Source organism: Streptomyces sp. NPDC023573 (genome assembly GCF_055559735.1).
Genome location: NZ_JBVHKB010000002.1, coordinates 804,960 through 830,749, shown reverse-complemented (window position 1 = coordinate 830,749; position 25,790 = coordinate 804,960). Strand labels below are relative to the sequence as shown.

At 71.3% G+C, this 25,790-nt stretch carries 31 protein-coding genes; 18 read left to right on the top strand and 13 right to left on the bottom strand.

Annotation, left to right across the window (positions count from 1 at the left end; translation table 11 throughout):
- Positions 1-233: 233 nt before the first annotated feature.
- From ACZ32T_RS10475 to ACZ32T_RS10455, 5 genes are all read right to left on the bottom strand, one after another.
- Positions 234-1,220 carry a hypothetical protein gene (locus tag ACZ32T_RS10475; RefSeq protein WP_467366248.1) on the bottom strand — a complete coding sequence of 329 codons (987 nt, stop codon included), beginning with the start codon at positions 1,218-1,220 and terminating at the stop codon, positions 234-236.
- Entirely contained in the window at positions 1,217-2,116 is a 900-nt protein-coding gene (locus tag ACZ32T_RS10470) for an ABC transporter ATP-binding protein (protein WP_467272803.1), read from the bottom strand. The genes ACZ32T_RS10475 and ACZ32T_RS10470 overlap by 4 nt, the downstream gene beginning before the upstream one ends.
- Positions 2,113-2,523, bottom strand: coding sequence for a GntR family transcriptional regulator (locus ACZ32T_RS10465; RefSeq protein ID WP_467366246.1), 411 nt, complete (start codon positions 2,521-2,523; stop codon positions 2,113-2,115). The genes ACZ32T_RS10470 and ACZ32T_RS10465 overlap by 4 nt, the downstream gene beginning before the upstream one ends.
- 92 nt (positions 2,524-2,615) lie before the next feature.
- Positions 2,616-3,539 carry a mycothiol synthase gene (gene mshD, locus ACZ32T_RS10460; protein ID WP_467366244.1) on the bottom strand — a complete coding sequence of 308 codons (924 nt, stop codon included), beginning with the start codon at positions 3,537-3,539 and terminating at the stop codon, positions 2,616-2,618.
- A gap of 192 nt (positions 3,540-3,731) precedes the next feature.
- A complete protein-coding gene (locus ACZ32T_RS10455; RefSeq protein ID WP_467272797.1) occupies positions 3,732-4,481 on the bottom strand; it encodes a hypothetical protein in 750 nt (249 codons plus the stop codon).
- 346 nt (positions 4,482-4,827) lie between these two features.
- Here ACZ32T_RS10455 and ACZ32T_RS10450 point away from each other — a divergent pair, with 346 nt between their 5' ends.
- Both ACZ32T_RS10450 and ACZ32T_RS10445 read left to right on the top strand, forming a co-directional pair.
- Positions 4,828-6,645 carry a bifunctional metallophosphatase/5'-nucleotidase gene (locus tag ACZ32T_RS10450; protein ID WP_467366242.1) on the top strand — a complete coding sequence of 606 codons (1,818 nt, stop codon included), beginning with the start codon at positions 4,828-4,830 and terminating at the stop codon, positions 6,643-6,645.
- A 169-nt stretch (positions 6,646-6,814) separates the two neighbouring features.
- Positions 6,815-7,708, top strand: a complete 894-nt coding sequence (locus tag ACZ32T_RS10445) for a phosphatidylinositol-specific phospholipase C (RefSeq protein WP_467366240.1) — start codon at positions 6,815-6,817, stop codon at positions 7,706-7,708.
- A gap of 18 nt (positions 7,709-7,726) precedes the next feature.
- Here ACZ32T_RS10445 and ACZ32T_RS10440 read toward each other — a convergent pair whose 3' ends face one another.
- Complete coding sequence (locus ACZ32T_RS10440; RefSeq protein ID WP_467366238.1) at positions 7,727-8,065, bottom strand: hypothetical protein; 339 nt, start codon at positions 8,063-8,065, stop codon at positions 7,727-7,729.
- Positions 8,066-8,210: 145 nt separating this feature from the next.
- On the opposite strand from ACZ32T_RS10440, the gene ACZ32T_RS10435 reads away from it, so the two are divergent.
- On the top strand, positions 8,211-8,795 hold the full coding sequence (locus ACZ32T_RS10435; RefSeq protein ID WP_467366236.1) for a DUF2975 domain-containing protein: 585 nt from the start codon (positions 8,211-8,213) through the stop codon (positions 8,793-8,795).
- Complete coding sequence (locus tag ACZ32T_RS10430) at positions 8,795-9,031, top strand: helix-turn-helix domain-containing protein (protein ID WP_365932465.1); 237 nt, start codon at positions 8,795-8,797, stop codon at positions 9,029-9,031. The genes ACZ32T_RS10435 and ACZ32T_RS10430 overlap by 1 nt, the downstream gene beginning before the upstream one ends.
- A 7-nt stretch (positions 9,032-9,038) precedes the next feature.
- Here the strand turns inward: ACZ32T_RS10430 and ACZ32T_RS10425 are convergent, their stop codons facing one another.
- The 6 genes from ACZ32T_RS10425 to ACZ32T_RS10400 all read right to left on the bottom strand — a co-directional run bounded on the left by ACZ32T_RS10425 (position 9,039) and on the right by ACZ32T_RS10400 (position 14,573).
- On the bottom strand, positions 9,039-10,448 hold the full coding sequence (locus ACZ32T_RS10425) for a sensor histidine kinase (protein ID WP_467366234.1): 1,410 nt from the start codon (positions 10,446-10,448) through the stop codon (positions 9,039-9,041).
- Positions 10,445-11,176, bottom strand: coding sequence for a response regulator transcription factor (locus tag ACZ32T_RS10420; protein WP_033297079.1), 732 nt, complete (start codon positions 11,174-11,176; stop codon positions 10,445-10,447). Before ACZ32T_RS10420 ends, ACZ32T_RS10425 begins: the two co-directional genes overlap by 4 nt.
- A gap of 47 nt (positions 11,177-11,223) precedes the next feature.
- Positions 11,224-11,403 carry a hypothetical protein gene (locus ACZ32T_RS10415; RefSeq protein ID WP_467366233.1) on the bottom strand — a complete coding sequence of 60 codons (180 nt, stop codon included), beginning with the start codon at positions 11,401-11,403 and terminating at the stop codon, positions 11,224-11,226.
- A gap of 31 nt (positions 11,404-11,434) precedes the next feature.
- Positions 11,435-12,586, bottom strand: a complete 1,152-nt coding sequence (locus ACZ32T_RS10410; protein ID WP_467366231.1) for a S1C family serine protease — start codon at positions 12,584-12,586, stop codon at positions 11,435-11,437.
- A gap of 94 nt (positions 12,587-12,680) precedes the next feature.
- Positions 12,681-13,724 (bottom strand): LacI family DNA-binding transcriptional regulator, encoded by a 1,044-nt coding sequence (locus tag ACZ32T_RS10405; protein ID WP_467272781.1) that lies wholly within the window; start codon positions 13,722-13,724, stop codon positions 12,681-12,683.
- Positions 13,725-13,748: 24 nt separating this feature from the next.
- The gene (locus tag ACZ32T_RS10400; RefSeq protein ID WP_467272780.1) at positions 13,749-14,573 is read right to left on the bottom strand and encodes a winged helix-turn-helix transcriptional regulator; all 825 of its coding nucleotides are present in this window, start codon (positions 14,571-14,573) and stop codon (positions 13,749-13,751) included.
- Positions 14,574-14,870: 297 nt separating this feature from the next.
- Between ACZ32T_RS10400 and ACZ32T_RS10395 the strand changes: the two genes are divergently transcribed.
- The 8 genes from ACZ32T_RS10395 to ACZ32T_RS10360 all read left to right on the top strand — a co-directional run bounded on the left by ACZ32T_RS10395 (position 14,871) and on the right by ACZ32T_RS10360 (position 20,451).
- On the top strand, positions 14,871-15,809 hold the full coding sequence (locus ACZ32T_RS10395) for an alpha/beta hydrolase (protein WP_467366228.1): 939 nt from the start codon (positions 14,871-14,873) through the stop codon (positions 15,807-15,809).
- Positions 15,810-15,850: 41 nt separating this feature from the next.
- Entirely contained in the window at positions 15,851-16,105 is a 255-nt protein-coding gene (locus tag ACZ32T_RS10390; RefSeq protein ID WP_104787757.1) for a MoaD/ThiS family protein, read from the top strand.
- Positions 16,106-16,115: 10 nt separating this feature from the next.
- Entirely contained in the window at positions 16,116-17,471 is a 1,356-nt protein-coding gene (locus ACZ32T_RS10385; RefSeq protein WP_467366226.1) for a hypothetical protein, read from the top strand.
- A 148-nt stretch (positions 17,472-17,619) separates the two neighbouring features.
- Positions 17,620-18,315: an LmeA family phospholipid-binding protein gene (locus ACZ32T_RS10380; protein WP_467272774.1), complete on the top strand. Its 696-nt coding sequence runs from the start codon at positions 17,620-17,622 to the stop codon at positions 18,313-18,315.
- Between the two features lie 257 nt (positions 18,316-18,572).
- The gene (locus tag ACZ32T_RS10375; RefSeq protein WP_350310325.1) at positions 18,573-18,653 is read left to right on the top strand and encodes a putative leader peptide; all 81 of its coding nucleotides are present in this window, start codon (positions 18,573-18,575) and stop codon (positions 18,651-18,653) included.
- A gap of 151 nt (positions 18,654-18,804) precedes the next feature.
- A complete protein-coding gene (locus ACZ32T_RS10370) occupies positions 18,805-19,644 on the top strand; it encodes a sulfurtransferase (RefSeq protein ID WP_099174180.1) in 840 nt (279 codons plus the stop codon).
- 48 nt (positions 19,645-19,692) lie between these two features.
- Complete coding sequence (locus ACZ32T_RS10365; protein ID WP_014154938.1) at positions 19,693-19,980, top strand: DUF1416 domain-containing protein; 288 nt, start codon at positions 19,693-19,695, stop codon at positions 19,978-19,980.
- A 120-nt stretch (positions 19,981-20,100) separates the two neighbouring features.
- Positions 20,101-20,451, top strand: coding sequence for a DUF3099 domain-containing protein (locus ACZ32T_RS10360; RefSeq protein ID WP_467272771.1), 351 nt, complete (start codon positions 20,101-20,103; stop codon positions 20,449-20,451).
- Between the two features lie 17 nt (positions 20,452-20,468).
- On the opposite strand, the gene ACZ32T_RS10355 is transcribed toward ACZ32T_RS10360, so the two are convergent.
- The gene (locus ACZ32T_RS10355; RefSeq protein ID WP_356708026.1) at positions 20,469-20,831 is read right to left on the bottom strand and encodes a DsrE family protein; all 363 of its coding nucleotides are present in this window, start codon (positions 20,829-20,831) and stop codon (positions 20,469-20,471) included.
- Positions 20,832-20,937: 106 nt separating this feature from the next.
- Here ACZ32T_RS10355 and ACZ32T_RS10350 point away from each other — a divergent pair, with 106 nt between their 5' ends.
- The 6 genes from ACZ32T_RS10350 to ygfZ all read left to right on the top strand — a co-directional run bounded on the left by ACZ32T_RS10350 (position 20,938) and on the right by ygfZ (position 25,782).
- Positions 20,938-21,732 (top strand): hypothetical protein, encoded by a 795-nt coding sequence (locus tag ACZ32T_RS10350; protein ID WP_467272768.1) that lies wholly within the window; start codon positions 20,938-20,940, stop codon positions 21,730-21,732.
- Positions 21,729-22,571 carry a hypothetical protein gene (locus ACZ32T_RS10345; protein ID WP_467366224.1) on the top strand — a complete coding sequence of 281 codons (843 nt, stop codon included), beginning with the start codon at positions 21,729-21,731 and terminating at the stop codon, positions 22,569-22,571. The genes ACZ32T_RS10350 and ACZ32T_RS10345 overlap by 4 nt, the downstream gene beginning before the upstream one ends.
- Positions 22,568-23,443: a hypothetical protein gene (locus ACZ32T_RS10340; RefSeq protein WP_467272764.1), complete on the top strand. Its 876-nt coding sequence runs from the start codon at positions 22,568-22,570 to the stop codon at positions 23,441-23,443. Before ACZ32T_RS10345 ends, ACZ32T_RS10340 begins: the two co-directional genes overlap by 4 nt.
- Positions 23,444-23,705: 262 nt before the next feature.
- Complete coding sequence (locus tag ACZ32T_RS10335; protein ID WP_362932633.1) at positions 23,706-24,278, top strand: heme-binding beta-barrel domain-containing protein; 573 nt, start codon at positions 23,706-23,708, stop codon at positions 24,276-24,278.
- Between the two features lie 67 nt (positions 24,279-24,345).
- Positions 24,346-24,786, top strand: a complete 441-nt coding sequence (locus ACZ32T_RS10330) for a Fur family transcriptional regulator (RefSeq protein WP_467272760.1) — start codon at positions 24,346-24,348, stop codon at positions 24,784-24,786.
- 30 nt (positions 24,787-24,816) lie between these two features.
- Positions 24,817-25,782: a CAF17-like 4Fe-4S cluster assembly/insertion protein YgfZ gene (gene ygfZ / locus ACZ32T_RS10325; protein WP_467272757.1), complete on the top strand. Its 966-nt coding sequence runs from the start codon at positions 24,817-24,819 to the stop codon at positions 25,780-25,782.
- Positions 25,783-25,790 lie beyond the last annotated feature (8 nt).

Here is a 25,790-nt window from a genome sequence, read left to right as displayed (position 1 = left end):
CGGAGCCCGGAAAGATCGCGGAAGGAGCGGAAGTGGCCCCTGGTCCGGGGCCGCTCCCGTTGCGGGGGGTGGGCACAGCTGGCTGCATCCCGTGAGGGTCGCAAGGCTGTCTGAATGGCCGGTAACGGTGACATGACGTACAGGAAGCGGTGTGACTGCGGGTGCCGCTCCCTTCTCACCGTAGGTGAACCTCCCGCCCGGGCTCCCCCCGGGGCCCGGACAGGAGGGGGCTCTCAGGCGGTGCGGCGGCGCAGGACCCGGAACGCGACGGCGACGGCCAGGGCGGCGAGGACGAGCACGATGCCCGTCTCGACGAGCTGGAGGGGCCAGAGGTGGGACGGCGGGTGGTGGTCGACGAACCAGCCGGTGATGTCGCGCTCGGCCATGCAGCGGGCCGTCTGCGCCTCGCTCGCGCCGCCCCGCCAGCACACGTCCGTGGGCAGCCGGTCGCCGCTCGCGGTGACGCGGCCGAGGTCGAGCACCCAGGACTCGATGGGGACGTCCAGGTGTCCGTCGGTCGTGCCGATCGTGGTCTCCAGGGGCCAGAGGCTGCTTCGCAGGGACCCGAGCGCGACCATCACCGCGCCGGTGACGACGACGGACACCGCCGTCGCGGCCACGGTGCGGTGCACCAGCAGGCCCGTGAGCGCGCCGACGGCGATGCCGAGCAGGGTGTAGCCGATGACCACGGGGGCGGTCGCGCCGAAGACCGGGGCGTCGAACCAGTCGACCGTGTAGTCGGTGGCCGTCCGCGTCTGTGCCCAGGCGAGGACGGCGGACAGCACGGTCACGCCGGCGACGAGGAACACGGTGGGCACGGCGAGCTTGGCCACCAGCCAGCGGGTGGGCGTGACGGACTGGGTCCAGGCCACCCGGTAGGTGCCGCTCTCCAGCTCCCGGGCGATCAGGGGGCCGGCGACGAACGCGCTCACGAGCCCGGGCAGGACCGTCAGGACCAGCCCGGCCGACGTGAGCCCTCTCTGGAAGAAGGACATCGACCCGCTGAAGTCCACGATCCGCTGGTCGCACGCGGGGCCCGAGAGGCCCGAGGCCTCGCAGGAACCGGCCTCGAAGCTGTCGATGACGTGGGACGCCCACAGAGCGAAGCCGATGAGGGCGACGGCTCCCGCCAGGGCGAGGAGCCCCGCGACGCGCAGGGTGCTGCGGTGCTGGCGTACGACGACGCGGGCGGTGCCGCGCAGGGGGGTGAGAGTGCTCATGCGGCTGCCACCGTCCGGGCCGGTTCGTTGGACGCGCTGGGGGTGAGCAGCGGCGGTGCCTCCGGGGAGCGGAGGTGGGCGAGCAGCAGTTCCTCCAGGGAGGGCTGCGTGACGTCCCAGTCGGCGGGGTCCACCGGACCCTCCTTGCGTACGAGTGCGGTGAGCTGACGTCCCGTCGTGCGTGACTCGACGACGGTGTGCGGGGTGAGGTCGCGGGCCCGGCCGGTGACCAGGGCGTGCGCGGCGACGATGTCCTCGCTCTCGCCGCCGAGCCGGACCCGGCCGCCGTCGACGAACAGGAGGTAGTCGCAGGAGCCTTCGAGCTCGGTGAGGATGTGCGAGGACATCACGATGGTGGTGGCGTTCTCGGCGGCCTCGACCATCAGGAGACCCATCAGCTCGTGCCGGGCCAGCGGGTCGAGGTCGGCCATCGGCTCGTCCAGCAGCATCAGTCGGGGCCGCTTGCCCAGCGCGAGTGCGAGGGCGAGCCGGGTCCGCTGGCCGCCGGAGAGGGAGCGGACCTTCGCGTCCTGCGGAAGCTTTCCGGCGACCCGGTCGGCGGCCGCGCGGTCCCAGGTGGCGGGGTTGAGCTCCTGGCCCGCCCACAGGGTGTCGGCCACGGTGAGCTGGGGATACAGCGGCTTGTCCTGGGAGACGTAGGCGAGGTGGGGCCGCGCCTCCTCGGGGCCGGTGCCGAGGACGCGCACCGATCCCTCGGTGGGCCGGAGCAGGCCGGCGGTGAGGGCGAGCAGTGTGGACTTCCCGGCTCCGTTGGGCCCGACGAGGGCGCAGACCCGTCCTGCGGGCAGCCGGAACGAGCAGTCGCGCAGGGCCCACCCCCGCTTCCGTCCGTACGTCATACCGAGGCCGTTCGCCTCGATCGCGGCGCCTGTCATGAGTCCTGGTCCCCCTTGAATGTGCTGTCCAGTACGTCGGTGAAGAGCGCGCTCACGTCGTCCTTGTCCAGGCCCGCGGCGCGGGCCCTGCGGGTCCACGCGGTGAGTTCGGCGCGCAGGGGCGCGTCGGTGGTGACCGCGGCGCTGCCCAGGGTGCGGCGGACGAAGGTGCCGAGGCCGCGGCGGGCCTCCACGAGGCCTTCGCGTTCCAGCTCGCGGTAGGCCTTGAGCACGGTGTTCGGATTGATCGCCGTGGCCTCGACGACCTCACGGGCCGTCGGCAGACGGTCGCCCGGCTCCAGCACACCCAGGCGGAGCGCCTGCTTGGCCTGCTGCACGATCTGCAGATAGGTGGCGACGCCGCTGCGCCGGTCGATGCGGAACTCGACCGCTGCGGATCCTGCCATCTGCACCACCCTTTCACTAATTGAGTAGTGAAAGGGTGGCGTAAAGAAGGGGCGGAGTCAAATGACGCCGCCCCTGGGGTGGTTGTGCCCGGTCAGGACTCCGTGCGGTACATCAGGTCGACCTCGTGCGTGGCGAAGCCCATCCGCTCGTACACCGACAGGGCGGCCGGGTTGTCCGCGTCCACGTAGAGCATCGCCGTCGGCAGCCCCCGGGAGGCCAGGTGTCGCAGTCCGATGGCGGTGAGCGCCTTGCCGAGCCCGCCGCCCTGGGCGTCGGGGAGGACGCCGACGACGTAGACCTCGCCGAGCTCGTCCTCGGCGTGCACCTTCGTCCAGTGGAAGCCGATGATCCCGCCGTCGCGCTCGGCCAGGAAGAAGCCCTCGGGGTCGAACCACGGTGCGGCCTTGCGGTCGTCCAGGTCGCGCTGGGTGAGGGAGCCCTGCTCGGGATGGTGGGCGAAGGCCGCCCTGTTGACGGCGAGCCAGGCCGCGTCGTCCTGCCCCGGGACGAAGGTGCGGACGGTGACGCCCGGCGGGAGGGACGGCTCGGGGATGTCGAGGTCGGCCAAGGAGCGGCGCAGCTGGCGCAGTTCGCGGAAGAGGGAGAGCCCCAGCACCTGTGCGAGATGCCGGGCGGCCGACTTGCCGCCGTGCGCCCAGACCCGCAGACGCTTCCCGGTCACGGCGAGGAGCGCGGCACCCAGGGCGCGACCGTGTCCGCGTCCGCGGTGGGAGGGGTGGACGACGAGTTCGGCGGCGGGGGCCTCGACGGGGTCGGCGTCCTCCAACTGCGCGTAGCCGGCGAGCACGCCGTCGACGGTGAGCAGGAAATGCCGGACGCCCTCCCGGTGCCCGCCCCTCAGCTGCAACCGCCCCTGCTCCGAGACCGCCTGCCGTCCGTCGGTCTCCGCGGCCTCGTCGAGGAGGGCGGACACCGCCTGGGCCTGCTCGGCGGTGAGCGCGTCGAGCGTCTCGATCTCGCGCCCGGGGGAGGGGAGGGGTACGTCAGTCGTCATGGGTACGAGCCTACGGCGGCCGGGCCCGGCGCTCGCGGGAACACCCCAGCGGACGCACGGGGCGCGCTCTGCGGTCCGCGACGGCGCCCCGTTGTGCGGACGGGGCAGCCCTGCGCGGTCGGCGGGGGGCACCTCGCCGGGCGGGGTACCCCCCGCCTGTTCGCGGGAACGGCCGCCGGGCGGCCGGGCGCCCTACTCGACTTCCTCGAAGCCGGGCGCGGTGTAGCCCGAGGGGCCGATGGTGATCCGCAGGGTCTTGTAGCCGCCGTCGCCGTCCTCGCCGCCGTACTCGCTCCAGTACTGGCAGGTGTAGCCGCTGTCGGAGTCCCAGTCGAAGGCCTTCGCCGCTGGGATCTCGTCGCAGGAGAGCTTGCTCGCGTCGCTCCGCCCGGAGTCGGCGCCGTACTGCTCGTCGAAGGTGTTGTACACGGCCTTCGCGACCAGCAGGCCCTTCTGGGGCTTGGCGGTGTACGAGGTGATGAAGCTGCCCTCGCGGTAGGAGTCGCTGATCGTGACCTCGTAGGGGATCTCGGCCCCCTCGTAGGTCACGGTGCACGTGCTGACCGCAGAGGCCTTCTGGGTCACGCCGTCCGGGCAGTCCGCCTCGGTCTTGCCCGGCACCTTGGTGGAGCGGACGACGTCCTCGCGCAGCCGGTGCTTCACCTGCTCGGCGAACGATGCTCCGCGTGCGGGTTCCGGGGTGATCTCCAGCCCCTTGTCCCCCGACTTCAGTACGTCCTTCTGTGGACCGTCGATCGCGACCGGCAGGTCCTTTCCGGCCGCCTGGCCGCCGGACCCGGAGTCGGAGCCGGACGTGGAGCCCGACGTGCGCTTACCGGGGTCGGCGGCGCTGCCACTGCCGGTGGCGGCGTCGTCGGAACCGCAGCCGGTGGTGAGCAGACCGGCCGCGAGCAGGGGGACAAGAAGCTTCGTAGATCTCATGAGGCGGAGACTAAGGCGTGGTGCCGACATGCCTCCTCGGCGTCCGGCTCGGCGAAATGCCCTGGTCGGGGCGGCCTTCACACCGTATGGCGAGGTGACGCGAGGCCCGGAAGTCGATCCGGCGGGTGTGCTGCGCGCGTAGCGCGCATCATCCTGTGGCGTTGCTGTAGTGCAGATGTGACAGTGACGCGACGTCAGCTGTCCGGATGGGCCGGGATGTGCGAGTTGTGGCGTGTGCGGTGCTTCGGACCTGGAAGCAACCAGCTCGTAACCACGGAACCCTGTCGCGCTACGCGCGTTGACTCTAGGCTGCGGCTCGCAGGATCCAGAGACTCGAAGGGGACCGATGTCAGCGACTCCGCATCCGCAGAAGAACCGTGCGCCCCGGCGGGTGCTCGCCGCCGCGGCCGGACTGGCCACCGTCGGCGCGCTCGTCGCAGCGATGCCGGCCGACGCCCATGACCGGGGAAACGGCCACGGTCACGGCCACTCGTCCCGCACCGTCGACGTGCAACTGCTCTCCTTCAACGACCTGCACGGCAACCTGGAGCCGCCGGCCGGCTCCGCCGGGACGGTCAGTGAGACGCAGGCCGACGGTACGGTGAAGTCGGTCCCGGCCGGAGGCGTCGAGTACCTCGCCACCTCGCTGCGCACCGCGCGCAAGGGCAACCCGTACTCCGTCACGGCGGCCGGCGGCGACATGGTGGGAGCGAGCCCGCTGCTCTCGGGGCTCTTCCACGACGAGCCCACCATCGAGGCGCTCAACGGCCTCGACCTCGACGTGACGGCCGTGGGCAACCACGAGTTCGACGAGGGGGCCACGGAGCTCGCCCGTCTGCAGAACGGCGGCTGCCACCCCGTCGAGGGCTGCTACGAGAAGGACAAGAAGTTCGAGGGGGCGGACTTCCCGTACCTCGCGGCCAACGTGACGGACGAGAAGACCGGGAAGCCGATCCTCAAGCCGTACACGGTCTGGAAGAAGAACGGCGTCAAGATCGGCTTCATCGGGGTGACCCTGGAGGGCACGCCGAACATCGTCACGGCCAACGGCGTCAAGGGACTGGAGTTCCACGACGAGATCGAGACGGTCAACAAGTACGCCAAGGAGCTCGACCGGCAGGGCGTCAAGTCCATCGTCGCGCTGATCCACGAGGGCGGGGCCCCGGCCTCCTCCTCGTACAACTACGACTGCGACAGCCCGGGCGTCGGTGACGGCATCTCCGGACCGATCACCGACATCGCCAAGGGCATCACGCCGAAGGTCGACGCCCTGGTCACGGGCCACACCCACCAGGCGTACGTCTGCACGGTCCCGGACCCCTCGGGCAAGCCGCGCATGGTCACCTCGGCGTCGTCGTTCGGCAAGGTCTACACCGACACGACCCTCACCTACGACCGCCGCACCAAGGACATCGTGCGTACGTCGGTGGAGTCGGCCAACCACGTCGTCAGCCGGGACCAGGCCAAGGCCACCGACATGACGGCGCTCATCGCCCGCTGGAACACGCTCGCCGCGCCGATCGCCGGCCGCCCGCAGGGCTTCATCTCGGCCGACATCAACGGCCGCGGTTCCACCTCTCCCGAGAAGCCGCTGGGCAACCTGATCGCGGACGCCCAGCTGGAGGGCCTGGCCCCCGAGGACAAGGGCGGCGCGGTCGTCGCGTTCATGAACCCGGGCGGCATCCGCTCGGACCTGGTGTACGCGGCGTCGGGCGGCGAGGGCGACGGGGTGGTGACGTACGGCGAGGCGTTCACCGTCCAGCCGTTCACCAACATGATGAACGTCGTCGACCTGACCGGCGCGCAACTCGTCGCCGCGCTCCAGCAGCAGGTCAGCGGCTCCAACGAGGCGTCCCCGAAGATCCTCCAGGTCTCGAAGGGCCTCACCTACACGCTGGACATGACGAAGTCCGGTGCCGAGCGGGTGGTCGCGGAAACGATCCGTCTGAACGGTGAGGCGATCGACCCGGCGAAGACGTACCGCGTCGCGATGAACGAGTTCCTCGCGGGCGGCGGTGACGGCTTCGCGGCCCTGGGTCAGGGTACGAACAAGCTGGTCGGCGCATCCGACCTGGACCTGTTCAACGCCTACCTGGCCGCGCACTCCACGGCCGCCGCGCCGCTGGCCCCGCCCGCCACGGACCGCATCACGCTCGTGCAGTAGCTCCGGGCGCCGGGGTGTCATCGGGAGTTCACGGACGGAGATCCGGCCCCCTGGGGGGGGCCGGACCGTCCACAGGTTCCCGATGACGCCCCGGGGCGTCTTCCGGGCGTGATGTGTGCGCGTCATACTGCGGGAGCTGACCCCCCACGGCAGACGGAGGCGCTCCCGCATGTCCACACCCCTGACCACCCGCAGAAGCTTTCTGACCGGAGCGCTCGCGCTCTCCGCCACCGCCGCCGTCGGGGCCGGTCCCGCCCTCGCGGCTCCCTCCAGGGCCCTCGGCACCCAGGACTGGATGAGCGCCCTTCCCGACGCCACCGCGCTGCGGCGCCTGACGATCCCGGGAACGCACAACGCGGGGGCGCGGTACGGCGGTCCGTGGACGGAGTGCCAGAACACCACGATCGCCGCGCAGCTCGACAGCGGCATCCGCTTCCTCGACATACGCTGCCGGATCAGCGGGGACGCGTACGCCATCCATCACGGGGCCTACTACCAGAACCTGAACTTCGACGATGTGCTGGGCGCCTGCCGGGACTTCCTGGCCCGGCAGCCGTCGGAGACCGTGCTGATGCGGGTGAAGCAGGAGTACTCCGAGGAGAGCGATGCCGCGTTCCGGCGGATCTTCGACCTCTACCTCGACGGCAAGGGCTGGCGCTCCCTCCTCCGTCTCGACCCCACGCTCCCGGACCTGGGCGGGGCGCGCGGCAAGGTCGTGCTGCTCGCCGACAACGGCGGACTGCCCGGTGTCCGGTACGCCGACCCGGCGGTCTTCGACGTCCAGGACGACTACATGGCGGAGCCGTTCCGTAAGTACACCGAGATCGAGGCACAGTTCCGCAAGGCCGCACAGCAGCCCGGCAAGCTGTTCATGAACTACGTGAGCACCGCCGCCCTGATGCCGCCGCGCTGGAACTCCGACCGGCTCAACCCGCAGGTGCACTCGTTCCTCGACGGCCCGGAGGCGGCGGGCTGGACCGGGCTCGGCATCGTGCCCCTGGACTACCCGGCGACCCGCTCCGGGCTGGTCGAGTCGCTGATCCGGCACAATCCGACGGGCTGAGCCGCGCGCCGGCGTGGCCTACGAAGGCCCCGCCCGCTGCTGCCGTACCCGCCGTGTCATGACCACCCCGGGGATGCCGACGGCGAGCAGCACCGGGACTGCGAGGACGATCCCGGCCCAGAGGGCGACGGCGAGGTAGCCGTAGGCGGCGTTCCGCGTGTCCGCGTCCGCCCGCACGAGAAGGACGACGCTCGCGACGAGCGCGGCAGCCATGAGGAACGCGATGACGGCGGCGAGGCGGACGAGGATGCCGGCCCATCGCCGGTAGCCGTCGCTGACCGGGGGCCGCGGTGGCGCGTACACCGGGTGCGTGCCGGGCGCGCGGTCCGGGTGACGGGCGGGCTGCTGGTCTGTCATGGGGCCCAGTTGTACTGCGTGCGGACCGGAGGCACCAGGCCTCCCGGCCCTTCGGGACGGGCGCGCCGACGGACGTGGGCTTGTCGATTATCGATATGCCCCCTAACCTCGTCGACATATCGAATATCGATGGGAACGGGGCTCCATGCACACGCGAATCACCAGGATCCTGGCCACTGTGACCTTCGTGATGGCGGCGCTCTTCGGGCTCGCCTTCATCGGCACCGCGGTCACGCACATGCTCGACGACGGCGCGGTCTGCGTGGAGACGGGCTTCTGGCGCAACGCCTCGCTGGCGGACAAGGTGTCGACCGGCGACGGTGTGCAGGAGTCCAGCAGCATGACGCGCCTCTGTCAGGACAGTCCCTCCGTGGGTCAGCGCGCCGCCGACCTCGGGGGCCAACTGCCCTGGCTGCTGTTCAGCTCCCTCGCGCTGCTGCTCTTCAACCGTCTGCTGGAGGCGGTCCTGCGACAGGGGCCGTTCACCCACGCGGTGGCGAAGCGGCTCTCCGTGCTGGGCTGGGTCGTCGCCCTGGGCACACCGCTGGCCGGTCTCGTGGTCGGCACCTCGCAGTCCTGGCTCGTCGACAGCATGTCGCCGAACGTGGGCTTCGGGGTGGAGACCGACGGGCCGATGGTGCTCATTCTGGCCGGCCTGGCCGCGGTGATCGTAGGATCGTTCATGCGCGAAGGCGTGCGCATGCGAGAGGACCTCGAAGGGACCATCTGATGGCCGAAGAGGAACTCCACGGGATCCGGATCCACCTCGACCGGATCCTGGCCGAGCGGGACATGACGCTCACCGAACTGTCCGCGCGGGTGGGCATCACCGTCGTCAACCTGTCCGTGCTCAAGAACGGGCGCGCCAAGGCCATCCGCTTCTCGACCCTGTCGAGGATCTGCGACGTCCTCGGGTGCCAGCCGGGCGATCTGATCACCCACGACCCCACGGGGAAGGCCCCTTAGCCGGCCGTCACGCCCCCGGTGGTGGCTGCGGCGCCCCCGGGAGGCGGATCGACGCGACCGTTCCGCCGCCCTCCGCGGGGCTCAGGGCGATCTGGCCTCCCGCGTGCTGGACCGTCCGCGCCACGATGGACAGGCCCAGGCCGGAGCCTGGGAGCTGGCGGGCCGAGGGGGAGCGCCAGAAGCGGTCGAAGACGTGCGGGAGGTCCTCGGCCGGGATGCCGGGTCCGTGGTCCCGGACGGTCAGCTCACCGCGGTGGAGGACGACGTCGACCGTGCCGCGGGCCGGGCTGAACTTCACGGCGTTGTCCAGGACGTTGACGACCGCCCGCTCCAGGGCGGCGGGCTCGGCGCGTACGTACCAGGGGGCGAGCTCGGCGGTGATGGTGAGCTCAGGGCCGCGCAGCCGGGCACGCCGCAGGGCGTTACGGGTGATCTCGTGCAGCGCGACCACCTGGAGGGGGCCCGGCTGGGCGGCGTCGGGGCGGGAGAGCTCCTGGAGATCGCCGATGAGGGCGGCCAGTTCCGTCATCTGGGCCTTGACCGAGGTCATCAGCGCCTTGCGGTCGTCGGGCGGGATGGCGCGGCCCGTCTCGTCGCTGCGGGCGAGCAGCTCGATGTTCGTACGGAGCGAGGTGAGCGGGGTGCGCAGTTCGTGCCCGGCGTCCGCGATGAGCTGGGCCTGGCGGTCGCGGGAGGTGGCCAGGGAGCTGGTCATGGCGTTGAAGGAGCGGGAGAGGCGCGCGATCTCGTCCTCGCCCTCGGCGGGGATCCGGACGGTCAGGTCCTCGGTCTCGGCGACGTGCTCCACCGCGTGGGCGAGGTCGTCGACGGGGCGCAGACCGGTACGGGCGATCCACAGACCCGCCGCGCCGGCCCCGACGACGCCGACGCCGGCGACGAGGAACAGCACCCAGGCGAGGGTGGAGAGCGGGGCGGTGACCTCCTTCTCGGGGCGTGCCACCGACACGGCGTAGAGCTCGCCGGAGGGGCGCAGCTCCAGGCCGTAGGTGTAGATACGCATCTCCTGGCCTCCGGCGTCCGTGCCCGAGTGCAGTGCGTCCCGCCGCTTGCCCGAGGCCACGGCGAGATCCTCGTCCGTCGGGGAGATACGGGTGGAGCCGGGGCTCTCGCAGACCGTGCCCGATGCGTCGATGATCTGCAGGGTGTACGAGCCCGGCGGGCGCAGGGGGCCACGGCCCGCACCTTGGCAGCTGGCCAGTAGCTCTGTGACGAGCGACTTGTCCACCGCCGGTGAGTTACGCAGGGAGCTGTCCAGCTGGTGCTCCAGCTGTTCCCGCGTCACGAACCAGCACGCCGCCGCCACCGCCGCGACCGCCACCGCGACCGCCGTGGCGACCAGCAGGGCGAGCCGTGAGCGCAGCGGCAGGGCGCGGAGCCGGCGGGGCAGGCCGGTCACCCGTCACCGCCGCCGGAGCGCAGGGCGTACCCGACGCCCCGGACCGTGTGGACGAGGCGCGGTTCGCCGCCCGCCTCCGTCTTGCGGCGGAGGTACATCACGTACACGTCCAGGGAGTTGGAGCTGGGCTCGAAGTCGAAGCCCCAGACCGCCTTGAGGATCTGCTCGCGGGTCAGCACCTGCCGGGGGTGGGCCAGGAACATTTCCAGAAGGGTGAACTCGGTCCGGGTGAGTTCGACCCGGCGCGTGCCCCTGGTGACCTCACGGGTGTTCAGGTCCATGCGGAGGTCCGCGAAGGACAGCACGTCGTCATCGGGGAGGGGCCCGCCCGCCGCGACCGCGTAGGAGCTGCGGCGCAGCAGGGCGCGGATGCGGGCGAAGAGCTCGTCCAGCTCGAAGGGCTTGACGAGGTAGTCGTCGGCGCCCGCGTCGAGCCCGGTGACACGGTCGCCGACGGTGTCGCGGGCGGTGAGCATCAGGATGGGCGTGGTCGATCCGGTGGACCGGATGCGCCGGGCGGCGGTCAGGCCGTCCATGCGGGGCATCTGGATGTCCAGGACGATCAGGTCGGGGGCGTACGACTCGGCCTTGGCGAGGGCGTCGTAGCCGTCCACGGCCACCTCGGTGCCGTACCCCTCGAAGGCGAGGCTGCGTTGCAGGGCCTCGCGCACGGCGGGCTCGTCGTCGACGATCAGGACGCGCTGGGGATCGTCTTCGGCGGGGCTCATCGCTTCTTCGTCCTCTTCCTTCGGGCCGGGTGCCGCGTGCTCGGTTCTCAGCCTCGCACGGCCGCCGCGCGACGGCGTGCGGCGCGTCGCCCACGGCCGGTGCCGCTGCGGATCCCGGCCGGGCGGGGTGCGGGCGGGGTGTGCGCCGAGGTGGCCGGTGCGGTCGCCAGGGCGAGCGGGAGGGCCAGACCGGAGGGGCCGGCGTCCACGGGGGTGCCGGGATTCACGGGGACCTCCTCGTCAGGAGCGTCAGGAGCGTCAGGAGCCGTCGCCGGCGCGCAGGGCGTCCAGGTCGGCCTTGACCGTGTTGACCGGGATGGCGAAGCCGAGGCCCACGCTGCCCGCTGCCGAGCTGCCCGAGGTGCTGGACGAACTGGGGGCGTACATCGCTGAGTTGATGCCGATGATCTCGCCCTTCATGTTGATCAGGGCGCCACCGGAGTTGCCGGGGTTGAGCGAGGCGTCGGTCTGTATGGCCTTGTACGTCGTCCGGGACGAGCCGGTGTCGCCGTTGAACTGCTGGCCGCCGAACTCGAACGGCCAGTTCTGGCCGCCCTGTTGTTGCTGCTGCTGGCCCTGCTCGTCGTCGTCCTTGGCGACCGTGACGTCCCGGTCGAGGGCCGAGACGATGCCGCTGGTGACCGTGCCCGTGAGGCCCTCGGGCGAGCCGATCGCCACGACCTCGTCGCCGACCTTCACCGAGGAGGAGTCGCCGAGCGTGGCCGTCTTCAGTCCGCTCGCGCCCTGGAGCTTGATGAGGGCCAGGTCCTTGTCGGGGTCCGTGCCCACGACATCGGCGGTGTACGACTTGCCGGTGCTGAGGGTCACCTTGATCTCGGAGGCGCCCGAGACGACGTGGTTGTTGGTGACGATCTCGCCGTCCGCCGTGATGACGACGCCGGAACCGGTGGCCTCGCCCGACGAGGACGTCGCGCCGATCTCGACGATGGCCGGGGACACGGCAGCCGCCACGCCGGAGACGGTGCCGGCGGTGCTCTGCGAGACGGTGGTGCCGCTGACGACGCCGCCGGACGCCGAGCCGCCGGAGCCGCCGCCCGCGAGCTCGCCGATCAGGGTGGCGGTGCCGCCGCCGATGGCCGCGGCGGCGATCGCGACGGCCGCCAGCAGGGCGAGCGGCCGCTTGACGCGGCGCTCGGAGGCGGGGGCCTCGGCCGGGACGGGCTCGGGCGCCGGGGCGGGCCAGGCGTAACCGACGGGGACCTCGGCGGTCTGCCGCCCGGGCCCGTAGGCCGGCGGCGGCGGGCAGGCCGCCTCAGCACCACCGTGCGGGGCGCCGGCGTACGTACCGTCGCGGTACGCACCGTCGCCGTACGCACCGCTGCCGTACGAACCGTTGTCGTGCGAGGGGGACATCGGGTACTCGCCGCTCGGGCGGTGGCTGTCGGTCATGTCTACGAGAGTGACCAGCGAACATGAGAGCAGCCTGAGTACGTCCTGAGAAGCCCGGCAGAACCTCGTATGCCCGATATAAGGAAGCGCCCCGCTACGGCCTGGCGACCGTCGGTTCGCCGCAGCCGCACGACCGGCGCACCACCAGGGCCGACGGGAACTGCTTCAGCCGCTCGCGCCGTGACCCCGAGACCCGCAGGGAGTCGTCGAGGACCAGGTCGACGGCCGCCCGGGCCATCGCCGGACGGTCCGAGAAGACCGTCGTGAGCGGCGGATCGGTCAGTCCGGCTTCCTTCACGTCGTCGAAGCCCGCGACCGCCAGCTCACCCGGCACGTCGATCCGCAGCTCGCGTGCGGCCCGCAGCACCCCGATGGCCTGGTCGTCCGTGGAGCAGAAGATCGCCGGGGGCCTGTCGGGTCCGGAGAGCAGCCTCAGCGCCACCTGGTAGGCGTCGTAACGGTTGTACGGGGCGTGGAAGAGCCGGCCCTCGGTCGGCCGTCCGGCCTCCTGCATCGCCCGGCGCCAGCCCTCGATGTGGTCGGCGACCGGGTCACCGACCACCGGGGTCGACTCCATGCCGCCGAGGCACGCCACGTAGGCGTTGCCGTGCTCCAGGAGGTGGCGGGTGGCGAGCTGGGCGCCGCCGACGTCGTCGGTGACGACCGCGACGTCGTCGATCGCCTCGGGGCGTTCGTGCAGCAGGACCACGCGGGCGTCCCAGGCCTCTATCTCGGCCGCGGCCCGCTCGCTGGGGCCCTGGCTGACCAGGATCAGCCCGGAGACCCGCATCCCGAGGAAGGCCCGCAGATAGTGGACCTCGCGCTCGTCGCGGTAGTCCGAATTACCGACGAGCACCATCTTCCCGCGCTCCGCCGCCGCCTGTTCGACGGCGTGTGCCATCTCGGCGAAGAAGGGCTGCCGGGCGTCCGGCACGATCATCCCTATGAGGTCGGTGCGCCGCGAGGCCATGGCCTGGGCGACCCGGTCGGGCCGGTACCCCAGCTCCTTGATCGCGGCGAGCACCCGCTCGCGCGTGGCCGGGGCGACCGGCCTGGGTCCGTTGTTGATGACGTAGCTGACGACCGCTGTCGAGGTCCCCGCCAGTCTCGCCACATCGTCCCGCGTCACCTTGGCCACGCGCGGCAGTCTACGCGGATCGACCTACCGCTTGGCAGGCCGGACCGGGGCTTCTTCCGCGATCTCGCCCTCCACGGACTGCTCCGAACGGGTGACCACCTCGTCCACGGGTGCCGACGCCGCCTTGGCCTTGGCGTCCTCGGCTCCCCGGTCTCCCTTGTCGGCTCCCCTGTCACCCTTCTCAGGGGTGACGAAGCGGTAGCCGACGTTGCGGACGGTGCCGATCAGCGACTCGTGCTCGGGGCCGAGCTTGGCCCGCAGCCGCCGCACATGGACATCGACCGTGCGGGTACCGCCGAAGTAGTCGTAGCCCCAGACCTCCTGGAGCAGCTGGGCGCGGGTGAAGACCCGGCCCGGGTGCTGCGCGAGGTACTTGAGCAGCTCGAATTCCTTGAAGGTCAGGTCGAGGACCCGGCCCTTGAGCTTGGCGCTGTACGTCGCCTCGTCGACCGACAGATCGCCGTTGCGGATCTCCATGGGGGAGTCGTCGGCGGTGATCTGCTGGCGTCCGGTGGCCAGCCGCAGCCGGGCCTCGACCTCGGCGGGCCCCGCGGTGTCCAGCAGGACGTCGTCGATGCCCCAGTCGGCGGTGACGGCCGCGAGACCGCCCTCCGTCACGACGAGGATCAGCGGACAGCCGGGTCCGGTGGACCGCAGCAGCTGACAGAGTGAGCGGACCTGAGGGAGGTCGCGCCGGCCGTCGATGAGTATGACGTCGGCACCCGGGGTGTCGACGAGAGCTGGTCCCTCGGCGGGGGCGACCCGCACGCTGTGCAGCAGAAGGCCGAGGGCGGGGAGCACCTCCGTCGACGGTTGAAGGGCATTCGTCAGAAGCAGCAGTGAACTCATCGCCGCCCACCTGCCTGGGTCGTCGGTCGATCGTGCACGTTCAGCTCGCCCATTACGTCGGTCCTCCTCGTTCCCTGCGAGAGGGGCACTCCCGGGTCGGACCCGGGGGAGTATGCGGCACTGCTTCGTACTCCCGTACGACCATTTCTCTCGACGGCCGTCATACGGTTTTAACTGTGCGGTCCCGCGCCCGGGGAACGCTGAGCTTGTGGAAACGCTGCCGTAACAACGCTCGGAAAGCACAAAAGGACCCGGGGGCTGCATTGCCCGGATCCTCTTCGCAGCAGAATAGCCCACATGAGTTCTGTGTCCGAGGGTCGTTTCCCGAGTTCTTCTGTTCCCTCGATCACGCGGCACCCCCGGCGCACCACGTTGCTGACCGGTGACGGGGTCCGTATCGAGGCGGTGTACACCCCGTGTACGGCGGGTTCCGGGGCCGTCGGCGGCGAGGGGCCCGCAGGGACCGCCATCGTCCTCGCGCACGGTTTCACCGGCTCCGTCGACCGGCCGGCCGTACTGCGCGCCGCGGGGGTGTTCGCCCAGCGTGCGGCCGTGATCACCTTCTCCTTCCGTGGCCACGGAAAGTCCGGCGGGCGGTCCACGGTGGGTGACCGCGAGGTGCTGGACCTGGCGGCCGCGGTCGCCTGGGCGCGGTCGCTGGGACACCGTCGCGTCGTTACGGTCGGCTTCTCGATGGGCGGTTCCGTGGTGCTCCGTCACGCCGCTCTGTATACGGCGCCGGAAGTGGCTGAATCCGTGGCCGGGGAAGCGGAAACGCCGGGGGCCGAACGGGTGGAGCGGCGCACTGGGGCGCACAAGGCGCACGGGGAGCGCGCAGAGACGCATGCAGGCGCGCACACGGATGTGGTCGTCTCGGTGAGCGCGCCCGCTCGCTGGTACTACCGGGGCACGGCCCCGATGCGCCGCCTGCACTGGGTCGTCACCCGTCCCACGGGCCGGCTCGTCGGCCGCTACGGCTTCCGCACCCGGATCCACCGCGAGGACTGGAACCCCGTGCCGCTCTCGCCGGTGGAGGCCGTCCCGCTGATCACCGCGCCGCTGCTGATCGTGCACGGCGACCGTGATCCGTACTTCCCCGTGGACCACCCCCGGATGCTGGCCGGAGCAGCGGGCGACCGGGCGGAGCTCTGGCTGGAGCACGGTATGGGCCACGCCGAGAACGCCGCGGACGAGAAACTGCTGACCCGTATCGCCGACTGGACGGACTCGGCGTGATCCATGATGGACAGCTGACGTACGAGGAAAGGGGTGCCGCCATGGCTGCGGGAACGATCCGCTACTGGGCCGCGGCCAAGGCCGCCGCAGGAACCGCGGAGGAGCCGTACACGGCGGACACGCTCGCCGAGGCGCTCGACGGGGTGCGCGAGCGGCACCCCGGTGAGCTGACGCGCGTGCTGCTCCGATGCTCGTTCCTGATCGACGGGAATCCTGTGGGGACCCGCGGTCATGAGACCGTACGGCTTGCCGAGGGCGGCACGGTCGAGGTGCTCCCGCCGTTCGCAGGAGGGTGAACCGCAGACCATGAGCAACAGCGATCAGCAGTATCCGTACGACCCGGGACACGGGCGGCAGCACCAGGGACAGCAGCAGCACCAGGGGCACCCGTACCCGGTACATCAGCCCTACGACCCGGTGTACGGGCAGCAGGACGAGCAGCCGGTGTACGGGCAGGAGGGCCAGCAGCCGGTGTACGGGCAGCAGGGCCAGCAGCCGGTGTACGGGCAGCAGGGCCAGCAGCCGGTGTACGGCCAGGAGGGCCAGCAGCCGGTGTACGGCCAGGAGCCCGTGACGCCCGGGTACGGCTCGCAGCAGCCGTACGCGCAGCAGCCCTCCGCGTACCCCGAGCAGGGCGCGCCCCAGGCCCCCGCCGACCAGGGCGCGACGCAGACGTGGCAGGGGCAGACCTGGGACACCCAGTACCAGCCGACGATCCAGCCGCAGCACCGGACAGCGCCCGCCCCCGCCCCCGCGTCCGTGCAGGACGCACCGGTCGCCTACCCGCTGCCCCCCGAGGCCCCGGCGGCCCCGGCGGCCCCGGCGGCCCCGGCCGCCCCGGAGGCTCCGGCGGCCGCGCCCGCCGACGCCGGCTACAGCGCGCCGACCACCCTGGGCAACAGCCGGATCACCGACGCCCAGCGGGCCCGGGCCGAGGGGCGTTCGCCGGTCATCGCGCCGGGCATCCAGCCCGCCGCGATCACCGCGGGTCTCGGCCTGCTCCTCGCTCTCGGCGCCGCGATCGGTCCGTACGCCCTGCTCGTGCCCCTGGTCCTGCTCCAGGCCGTGACCGCGGCGGGATGGTTCCGGCTCAACGGCATGTGGCCGGCCAGGCAGGGCATCGCGCTCGCGTTCGCCGGCGGTGTGGCGGCCGACATCGTGCTGCTCGCCGCGGGCCGTGACAACGCCCCGGCGGCCATCCTCGGCACGCTCGGTGTCTGGGTGCTGCTCACCCTTGTCCTCCAGCTGCGCAGCCGGGCCGGGGCGGACGAGCGGATGTACGGCCTGACGGCCACGGTCGCGTCGGCCGCGCTCGCGGTGCTGGCCGCCGGGCACCTGGGGGCCGTCCCGGACGCGGTGACCGTCGGCGGCATCGCGGTCGCCGCGGCGGTCCTCGTCAGGGCCCTGCCGCTGCCCGGACCGGTCTCGGTCGTCGGGTCGCTGCTCGCCGCGGCGGGTGCCGGTCTGGCCGGCGGAGCGTTCACGGACTTCGGCGCGCAGGCCGCGTTCCTCGGGTTCGCGGCCGGCGGCTGCGCGCTGATCGGCCTGCGGGTCGCGAGCTACGACTACCCGTCCCGTTTCGTGCACATGACGGCAGGGGTGGCGCTGCCGCTCACGGCCGCTGCTCCCGCCGTCTATCTGATCGGCCGTGCGATCGCCTGATGCCGGGCGTCCCCGACGTTCCCTCACTCACACTCACCGCGTCCGGGGAACCGGCCGGGCCGCCCGCTCGTCGATCACTCCGGGCGCGCCGCACGGCGGCAGTAGGCTCACGCCCACAGGGGTCAGGCCGAGTGGGGGAACAACAGGCATGCGAGCACTGCGAATACTGCTGATCATCGCCGTGGTGCTGGGCGGTGTCTTCGTCGCCGTGGACCGCACCGCCGTGCATTTCGCGGAGTCGGAGGCCGAGGGCCGGATCGCCTTCGGCGGCGTGGAGTCCGGACCGACCCGGGTCTCGATCAAGGGCTTCCCCTTTCTGACCCAGGCGGCCAGGGCGGAGTTCGACCGCGTCGACGTCACGGTCGACGACGTCCAGGCCGGAGCGGCCGGGCGGGAGATCCGGATCCGGAAGATCCAGGCCCAGCTGCACCAGGTGAAGGTGGGCGACGGGTACACCAGCGCGACGGCCGCCCGGGCCACCGGGACGGCCTTCCTGTCGTACGAAGCGCTCACCGCGGCGGCGGACGACGGTGTCTCGGTCGCCTACGGGGGCGACGGCAAGGTCAAGGTCACCGGCTCGGTCGAGATCCCGCTGCTGGGCGAGACGGTCACGCGCAGCGTGCTCTCCACGGTCACCCTGGTCGACGGGGACACCGTCAAGGTGCACGCCGACGAGGTCCCGGGTGAGGGCATCCCCGGGCTGGAGGGCCTGGTCAGGAAGAAGACGGACTTCGACCGCGAGATCGCGGGCCTGCCCGACGGCCTGAAGATGGAGAAGATCGAGGTGGCGCCGGGCGGCCTGGAGATATCCATGACCGGCGCCGACATCCGGCTCGCCGGCTGACGGCACGGCACGGCACGGCCCAGGCGCCAGGGGTAACCCCGTGCGGCCGGGGTAGGGGTCCGCGAAGGCGGCCCGGACGGCCGATCCAGATAATGAGACGAGCTCGTCCGTTCCGCAGATGGCCGCCGGCCGGCGGTCGCCCGCGCCCCGGCCGGCGAAGGCGCCGGACCCGCCCCTGTCTCGCATTCCGGACGATCGTGTCTCATCATCCGACACGACGGTGACATCTCCGGCCGTACCTCCCTACGATCGGACGCATGAAGCGACAGGCGGACCTCACGAAGCGGCGGGCAGTAGACCTGTGCCGCGTCGCCGCCATGCTCTGTCGCACCTTCTGAGCGGGACCCTCTCCCGTTTTCCCCGGCCCTTCGACCACGTCAGGGCCGAACCCGTGCCTTCCGTACGCGTTCCGCTCCCAGCCCCTGCGCGTACACCTCGCACTCCGCACACCGCATCACCCCGCCGCAGACTGCCCCGGAGGAGAAACACATGAGCCGCGCAGACGTTCTGGTCGACGCCGACTGGGTCGAGGCCCACATCGACGACCCGCAGGTCGCCATCGTCGAGGTCGACGAGGACACCTCGGCGTACGAGAAGAACCACATCAAGAACGCGATCCGGATCGACTGGACCAAGGACCTCCAGGACCCGGTCCGCCGTGACTTCGTCGACCAGGCCGGCTTCGAGAAGCTCCTGTCCGAGAAGGGCATCGGCAACGACACGCTGGTCGTCCTCTACGGCGGCAACAACAACTGGTTCGCCTCGTACGCGTACTGGTACTTCAAGCTGTACGGCCACGAGAACGTCAAGCTGCTCGACGGCGGCCGCAAGAAGTGGGAGCTCGACTCCCGCGACCTGACCGACGCCGTCCCGACGCGCCCGGCCACCCAGTACAAGGCCAAGGCCCAGGACGAGTCGATCCGCGCCTACCGCGACGACGTCGTGAAGGCCATCGGCAGCCAGAACCTCGTCGACGTGCGGTCGCCCGACGAGTTCAGCGGCAAGCTGCTCGCCCCGGCGCACCTCCCGCAGGAGCAGTCGCAGCGTCCCGGCCACGTGCCGAGCGCCCGCAACATCCCGTGGTCGAAGAACGCCAACGACGACGGCACGTTCAAGTCGGACGACGAGCTCAAGGCCCTCTACGAGGACGAGCAGGTCGACCTGGCCAAGGACACCATCGCGTACTGCCGCATCGGTGAGCGCTCCGCGCTCACCTGGTTCGTCCTGCACGAGCTGCTCGGCCAGGAGAACGTCAAGAACTACGACGGTTCGTGGACCGAGTACGGCTCCCTCGTGGGCGTGCCGATCGAGCTCGGCGCCAACAAGTAATTCCGCAGGACCCGATCAGCAGGACCCCGACCCGAAGGACAGAACACCATGTGTGGAGCACAGGCCGGCGGCCCCGACGCTTCGACGATCAAGCCGGGCGAGACGACCATCCAGGGCAGCGTGACCCGCGACGGCGAGCCCGTCACCGGCTACGTCCGTCTGCTGGACTCGACCGGTGAGTTCACCGCCGAGGTCCCGACCTCGGCGACCGGACAGTTCCGCTTCTACGCGGCCGAGGGCACCTGGACGCTCCGCGCCCTGGTCCCGGGCGGCACCGCCGACCGCACGGTCGTGGCGCAGACCGGTGGCCTCGCCGAGGTCGCCATCGCCGTGTAGTTCACGCGCACATACGGCCGGAGGGCCGCACCCCAGGGGGTTGGACGCCACCTGAACAGGGGTGCGGTCCTTCGTGCCGTCCGCGTTCGCGTCCGCGCCGAAGAGCTCTACGCTGGAAGCATGTACGCCCGGCGCAGGCGCGTCTATTTTCTGATGATGGGCGGATGCCTCTTCCTCTTCGTCTCCGCCTGGGCCTTCGTGCGTCTGTGGTCCGTCCCGGCCGCCGTGGCGATGTGCGTGGTCGCCATGGTCATACCGCCCGTCGCCGCGATCGTCGCCAACCGCCGGGGGCCCGAGGACCGTTGGTGGGACGACCCTTCCCGCGCCGCCCGGCCCCCTGATCCCCGCACCCAGGGCGAGCGGCCGCGTCCGCCCGGCGAGCGGCCCCGGGCGCCGCGGGAGCGACGCACGGGTGACCGGGTCTCGGACGAGTGGTGGGACGAGCTCGACGGCAGGGACCACCGACGCTAGGACCACCCCGCCAGGAGTCAGTAGACGAGGGCCTGGGTGCCGTCCGCCATGGCCTCCTGCACGAAGACCTGGGCGCCGGCGATCCGTACGCCCTCCAGGACGTCCTTCTCCGTGATGTCGCGCCGCGCCGCGCACTGCGTGCAGAGCGTGATCCCGCCGCCCGCCAGGATCGAGTCGATCAGATCGGGCAACGGCGCGGAGTGCGGCAGTTCGAATTCGGCGGCGCGTCCCGGCAGGGCGAACCAGGCGGACTCGCCGGTCAGCCACAGGGAGACCTCGACCCCGCTGGCGACGGCCACGGCCGCCACGGTGAAGGCCTGCGAGCAGCGCTCGGCGGCGTCGGCCCCGGCGGTCACCTTGATCACGAGCTTCTTCGGCATGTACCGAACTGTAATCCTCGGCCGGGCAACCTCCCCTGTGACCTGTGGGTCAGTTGTGTGCGCAGGTAATGGAACCCGCGCCTCAGGTCTCTTGGGGGGGACCCTTTTGGAACCGAACGACACCATTTCCGGCCTGCCGGCCGAGCCGCCGGCCGCCGCCCCGGAACGGAAGCGTCCACGGGGACGTACCACCCTGCTGATCGCCGCCGCAGCCCTGCTCGGCATCTGCGGCGGCACAGCGGTCGGCTACGGCATCCAGGCGGAACGGCCTCCGACGCCGCTGCCCGCGCTGTCGCAGCCGGAGCTGGCCTACCCGGCGAAGGCGCTCCCCGCGGACAAGGCCCCGGCCCCGCTGCCCGCCTCGCAGGACCGGCAGGTCAGGACGGACGGCGATCTGCGCAAGCTGCTCATCGACCGCCCGGCCGGCTGGAGCGACAACAAGGACGCGGACTGGCTGAACGACGGCTGGATGACCGTGGGCGAACTCGCGCGCGACTTCAGGGAGGAGGACTACATGTTCGAGTACTTCCTGGAGTCCGACATCCGCCGGGTCGTTGGCGCCTCGTGGGTGAAGGGCGCGGACCGTGAGGTCGAGATCCGGCTCGTCCAGTTCGCCTCCGGGGTGGGCACGTCCGCCGCGGATTTCGCCGGCGGCCAGCGCTCGTACATGGGGGACCCGGAGCAGGGTGCGGGCAACGAGGGCGATCCGGTCAAGGGGAGCGGTGAGGGCCGTTATTACCTCTACGAGGTGGAACGGGAGCCCGGCTACGAGCCCTTGTACCAGGCCAGAGCCCTCATGAATCGTGGCGACATCATGATCGAGATCAATCTGTACGACAGCCGGCCGATCAGCAAGAAGGACATCCGGACGCTGGCCGAGCAACAGCTGGAGCGCCTGTGAACGACACGAACCGGCCCGGCCCGTCCGAGGCGGCCGCGCTCCCGGAGCCGTCCGGCGCCCCGGAAGCGCCCGGCACCCGGGCACCTGCCGCAGGTCCCGGACGGGCGCGGCGGATCCTGCTCACCGTCCTGCCGTTCGTGCTGGTGCTCGGAGCGGTCGGCGGCGCGGCGGCGTACACGAAGATCACGGTCGACGGCGCCGAACGCAGCGTGGAGACCACTGTCTGGAGGGTGTCCGACCGCAAGCCCGGCAAGGACCCCGCGCGGGACACCAGCCGGGGCAGGGCCGACACCGCGCTCAGCAAGCTGATGCTGCCAGTGCCTGACGGCTACCGGCTCGGCCCGGACACCGGGGAGCACGGCAACGACGACGAGATGGACGGAGAGCGGGCCGTCGCCGCGATGAAGGAGTCCAACCGCGGGCTGGCGGGCAAGGAGCGCCGTGCGTACGACAAGCGGATCGACAAGCTCCGCGTGCAGGGCCTCGCCGTTCGTTCGTACGTCACCGAGGAGCACGACCTGGAGGTGCACGCCGAGATCGTGCGGATGAAGGACAAGAAGGCCGTGCGGGACTTCTACACCTTTCAGACGGGGCTGTTCGACGCCCTCGGCATCTTCCGCGAGGGCCCGAAGGTGAAGGGCCACACCCGGAAGGCGGCCTGCTATCTGCAGCCCGAGGACAGTGACAGCGAGATCGAGGACATGGTGTGCGCGGCCTATGACGGTGAGCTGAGCATCAGCTACTCGGCATCGGGCATCAAGCCCGTCGACAAGGCGGCCGTCGCCGAGCTGCTGAAGGACCAGCTGGACCACATCACGTCCCCGGGGGAGTACGTATGACCGAGCAGACGGCCGAACCGACCGAGGTGGCCGCTCCCGCACCGGACCTGCCCCCGGTCCCGCAGGATCCGCCGCGGATCCCCGCGGAGGACCCCGCCCCCGCGGCGCCCCGCCCGCCGCGCCGCGCCCTGCGGGCGGCTCTCCGGTGGACGGCCGCCGTGCTGGTGCTCGGCGGGCTCGGCACGGGCACGGCCGCCGGCATCACGGCGATGGAGCGCACCGACGTGCCGGGTCTCGCGACCCGGGACGACGGGCGTTGGGACTACCCGGCGCTGAGCCTTCCGGCCCTGCCCGCCGGTGCGCCCCGGCCCTTCACCGACTTCAACACGGCGGAGGTCCACCACGCGGACCTGCGGCGTCTGCTGCTGCCCGCGCCCACCGGGGCCACCGTGGACAAGGAGCTCGACGGCGGCTGGGTGGACATCGCTCGTTACGTCGCCGAGTACGGCAAGGACGACCGGGCCGCTCTGACCGAGCAGCTCGAGAACTCCGCCCCGCGGCACATCGCGGCCCGTGGCTGGACGATGCCGGACGGCACCTCGTCCCGGGTCTATCTGCTCCAGTTCAACTCGGTGGCCTACTCCACGGAGTTCCAGGACAACCTCTTCGACAACGGCTCCCTGCCCCTTCCCCTCGCCGGGATGGACGAGCCCGACTTCGACGAGGGGTGGAGCGCCACCGCCGGAGCGGAATTCACCGCCGCGCACGCGTACACCGAGCCCGGGCCCTACGGCGCTGAGCAGGTCCGCCACGCGTATGTGCTGGCCGGCGACACCCTCGCACTGGTCGTCCACACCCGCAAGGGCGAGGCCGGCACGGATGCGGTTCCGTTCCATCAGACCGTCGTCCTGCAGAACCAGCTCCTGGGCTGAGCGGCCGCGCCCGGGAAACCCCGGGCCGCCGCGCCGGGCCCCCACCCATTAGGCTGGGGGCCCGGCCGCCCGCTGCCGTCATGTCGTTCGTTCCGAGGAGCTCCCGTGCTTGAGGCCTTCTTCTCCGCCCTGCTGGTCCTGGTCTGCGTCGGCGTGCTCGCCTTCGCCGTCGTGACCGTGAAGAAGCTGTACCAGGGCCAGCGCTGACCCTCGCCGAACACTTTCCGTACACGTACACCCTCACAGATCGTCTGAGCCGCTCATGATCGAGATTCCGTCCGACCTTCACCCGGACCTCGTGCCGCTGGCCTTCCTCCTCGGTAACTGGGCGGGTGCGGGCGTCTCCGACTTCCCCGGTGCCGAGAAGTGCAACTTCGGCCAGGAGGTCACCTTCAGCCACGACGGCCGTGACTTCCTCGAGTACGTCTCGCACTCCTGGGTGCTGGACGCCGAGGGCAAGCAGGTCAAGCCGCTGGAGTCCGAGTCCGGATACTGGCGCATCGACAAGGACCGCAAGGTCGAGATCGTCATGGTCCGCGACCAGGGCATCGTCGAGGTCTGGTACGGCGAGCTGGCGAAGCAGAAGCCGCAGATCGACATCGTCACCGACGCGGTGGCCCGCACGGCGGCCTCCGGCCCGTACAGCGGCGGCAAGCGTCTCTACGGCTACGTGAACAGCGACCTGATGTGGGTCGGCGAGAAGTCGACCCCCGACGTGGAGCTGCGGCCGTACATGTCGGCGCACCTGAAGAAGGTCGTCACCCCGGAAGAGGTCGCCGCCATGGCGAAGAGCCTCGGGGACATGCCGGACGACGGCATCGCGTTCTTCAAGTAGGCCCCGCCAGAGCCGTCGCAGGTCCCGGCCCGGTGGGCCGGGGCTCGCTCCGCCCTACACTGGGCATGTGGTGAGCACCGACTGGAAGACCGATCTTCGGCAGCGTGGCTACCGGCTGACGCCTCAGCGCCAGCTCGTTCTGGAGGCCGTGGACAAGCTGGAGCACGCGACGCCCGACGACATCCTCTGCGAGGTGCGCAGGACGGCGGCGGGCGTGAACATCTCCACCGTCTACCGGACCCTGGAGCTCCTCGAGGAGCTCGGGCTGGTCAGCCATGCCCACCTCGGGCACGGCGCCCCGACCTACCACCTCGCGGACCGCCACCACCACATCCACCTCGTCTGCCGGGACTGCACGGACGTCATCGAGGCCGACGTCGACGTGGTCGCCGACTTCACGGCGAAGCTGCGGGACACCTTCGGCTTCGAGACCGACATGAAGCACTTCGCGATCTTCGGGCGCTGCGCCGACTGCGCGGCGAAGGCCGGTGCGGTGACAGGACCCTAGCCAGGTCCACGCGGGTCGTACGCTGGTCGCATGAAGAGCCCCTTGCTGTCCCTGCCCGGCGCCGTCCCCGCCGAGGGGCGCGACGAAGGCGTCGCCGCGCACTACGGCGACCTGTTCCGTGAGCAACGCGCACTCGCCGACGGCAGTGGCCTCGTCGACCTCTCGCACCGCGGGGTCGTCACGGTCACCGGCGACGACCGGCTGGCCTGGCTGCACCTGCTGCTCACCCAGCACGTCAGCGACCTCGCGCCGAACCAGGCGACCGAGGCGCTGATCCTCTCCGCCAACGGGCACATCGAACACGCCCTCTATCTGGTCGACGACGGCACGACGGTGTGGATGCACTCCGAGCCGGAGACCCAGGGCGAGCTGATCGCGTACCTGGAGTCGATGAAGTTCTTCTACCGGGTCGAGGTCGCCGACCGCACCGAGGACATCGCCGTCGTGCACCTTCCGGCCGGGTCCATCGCCGAGGTCCCCGACGGCGCCGCCGTGCGGGAGACGGCGCACGGCCGCGACCTCTTCCTGCCGCGGGCCGACCTGGAGGCGTACGCCACCGGGCACGGCCCGGTGGCCGGGATCCTGGCGTACGAGGCGCTGCGCGTCGAGGCGCACCGCCCGCGTCTGAACTTCGAGACCGACCACCGCACCATCCCGCACGAGCTGGGCTGGATCGGCAGTGCCGTGCACCTCCAGAAGGGCTGCTACCGGGGTCAGGAGACGGTCGCCCGTGTCCACAACCTGGGGAAGCCGCCGCGCCGCCTCGTCTTCCTGCACCTCGACGGCAGCGAGGTGCACCTGCCGGGCCACGGGACGCCGGTCAGGCTCGCCGCCGACGGCCAGGAGGGCCGCCAGCTCGGCTTCATCACCACCTCGGCACGCCACCACGAGCTGGGGCCGATCGCCCTGGCCCTGGTGAAGCGGAACGTCGCGGTGGACGCGGAGCTGATCGCGGGGGACACCGCGGCGGCCCAGGAGACGGTCGTCGAGCCGTAGGCCGCGGG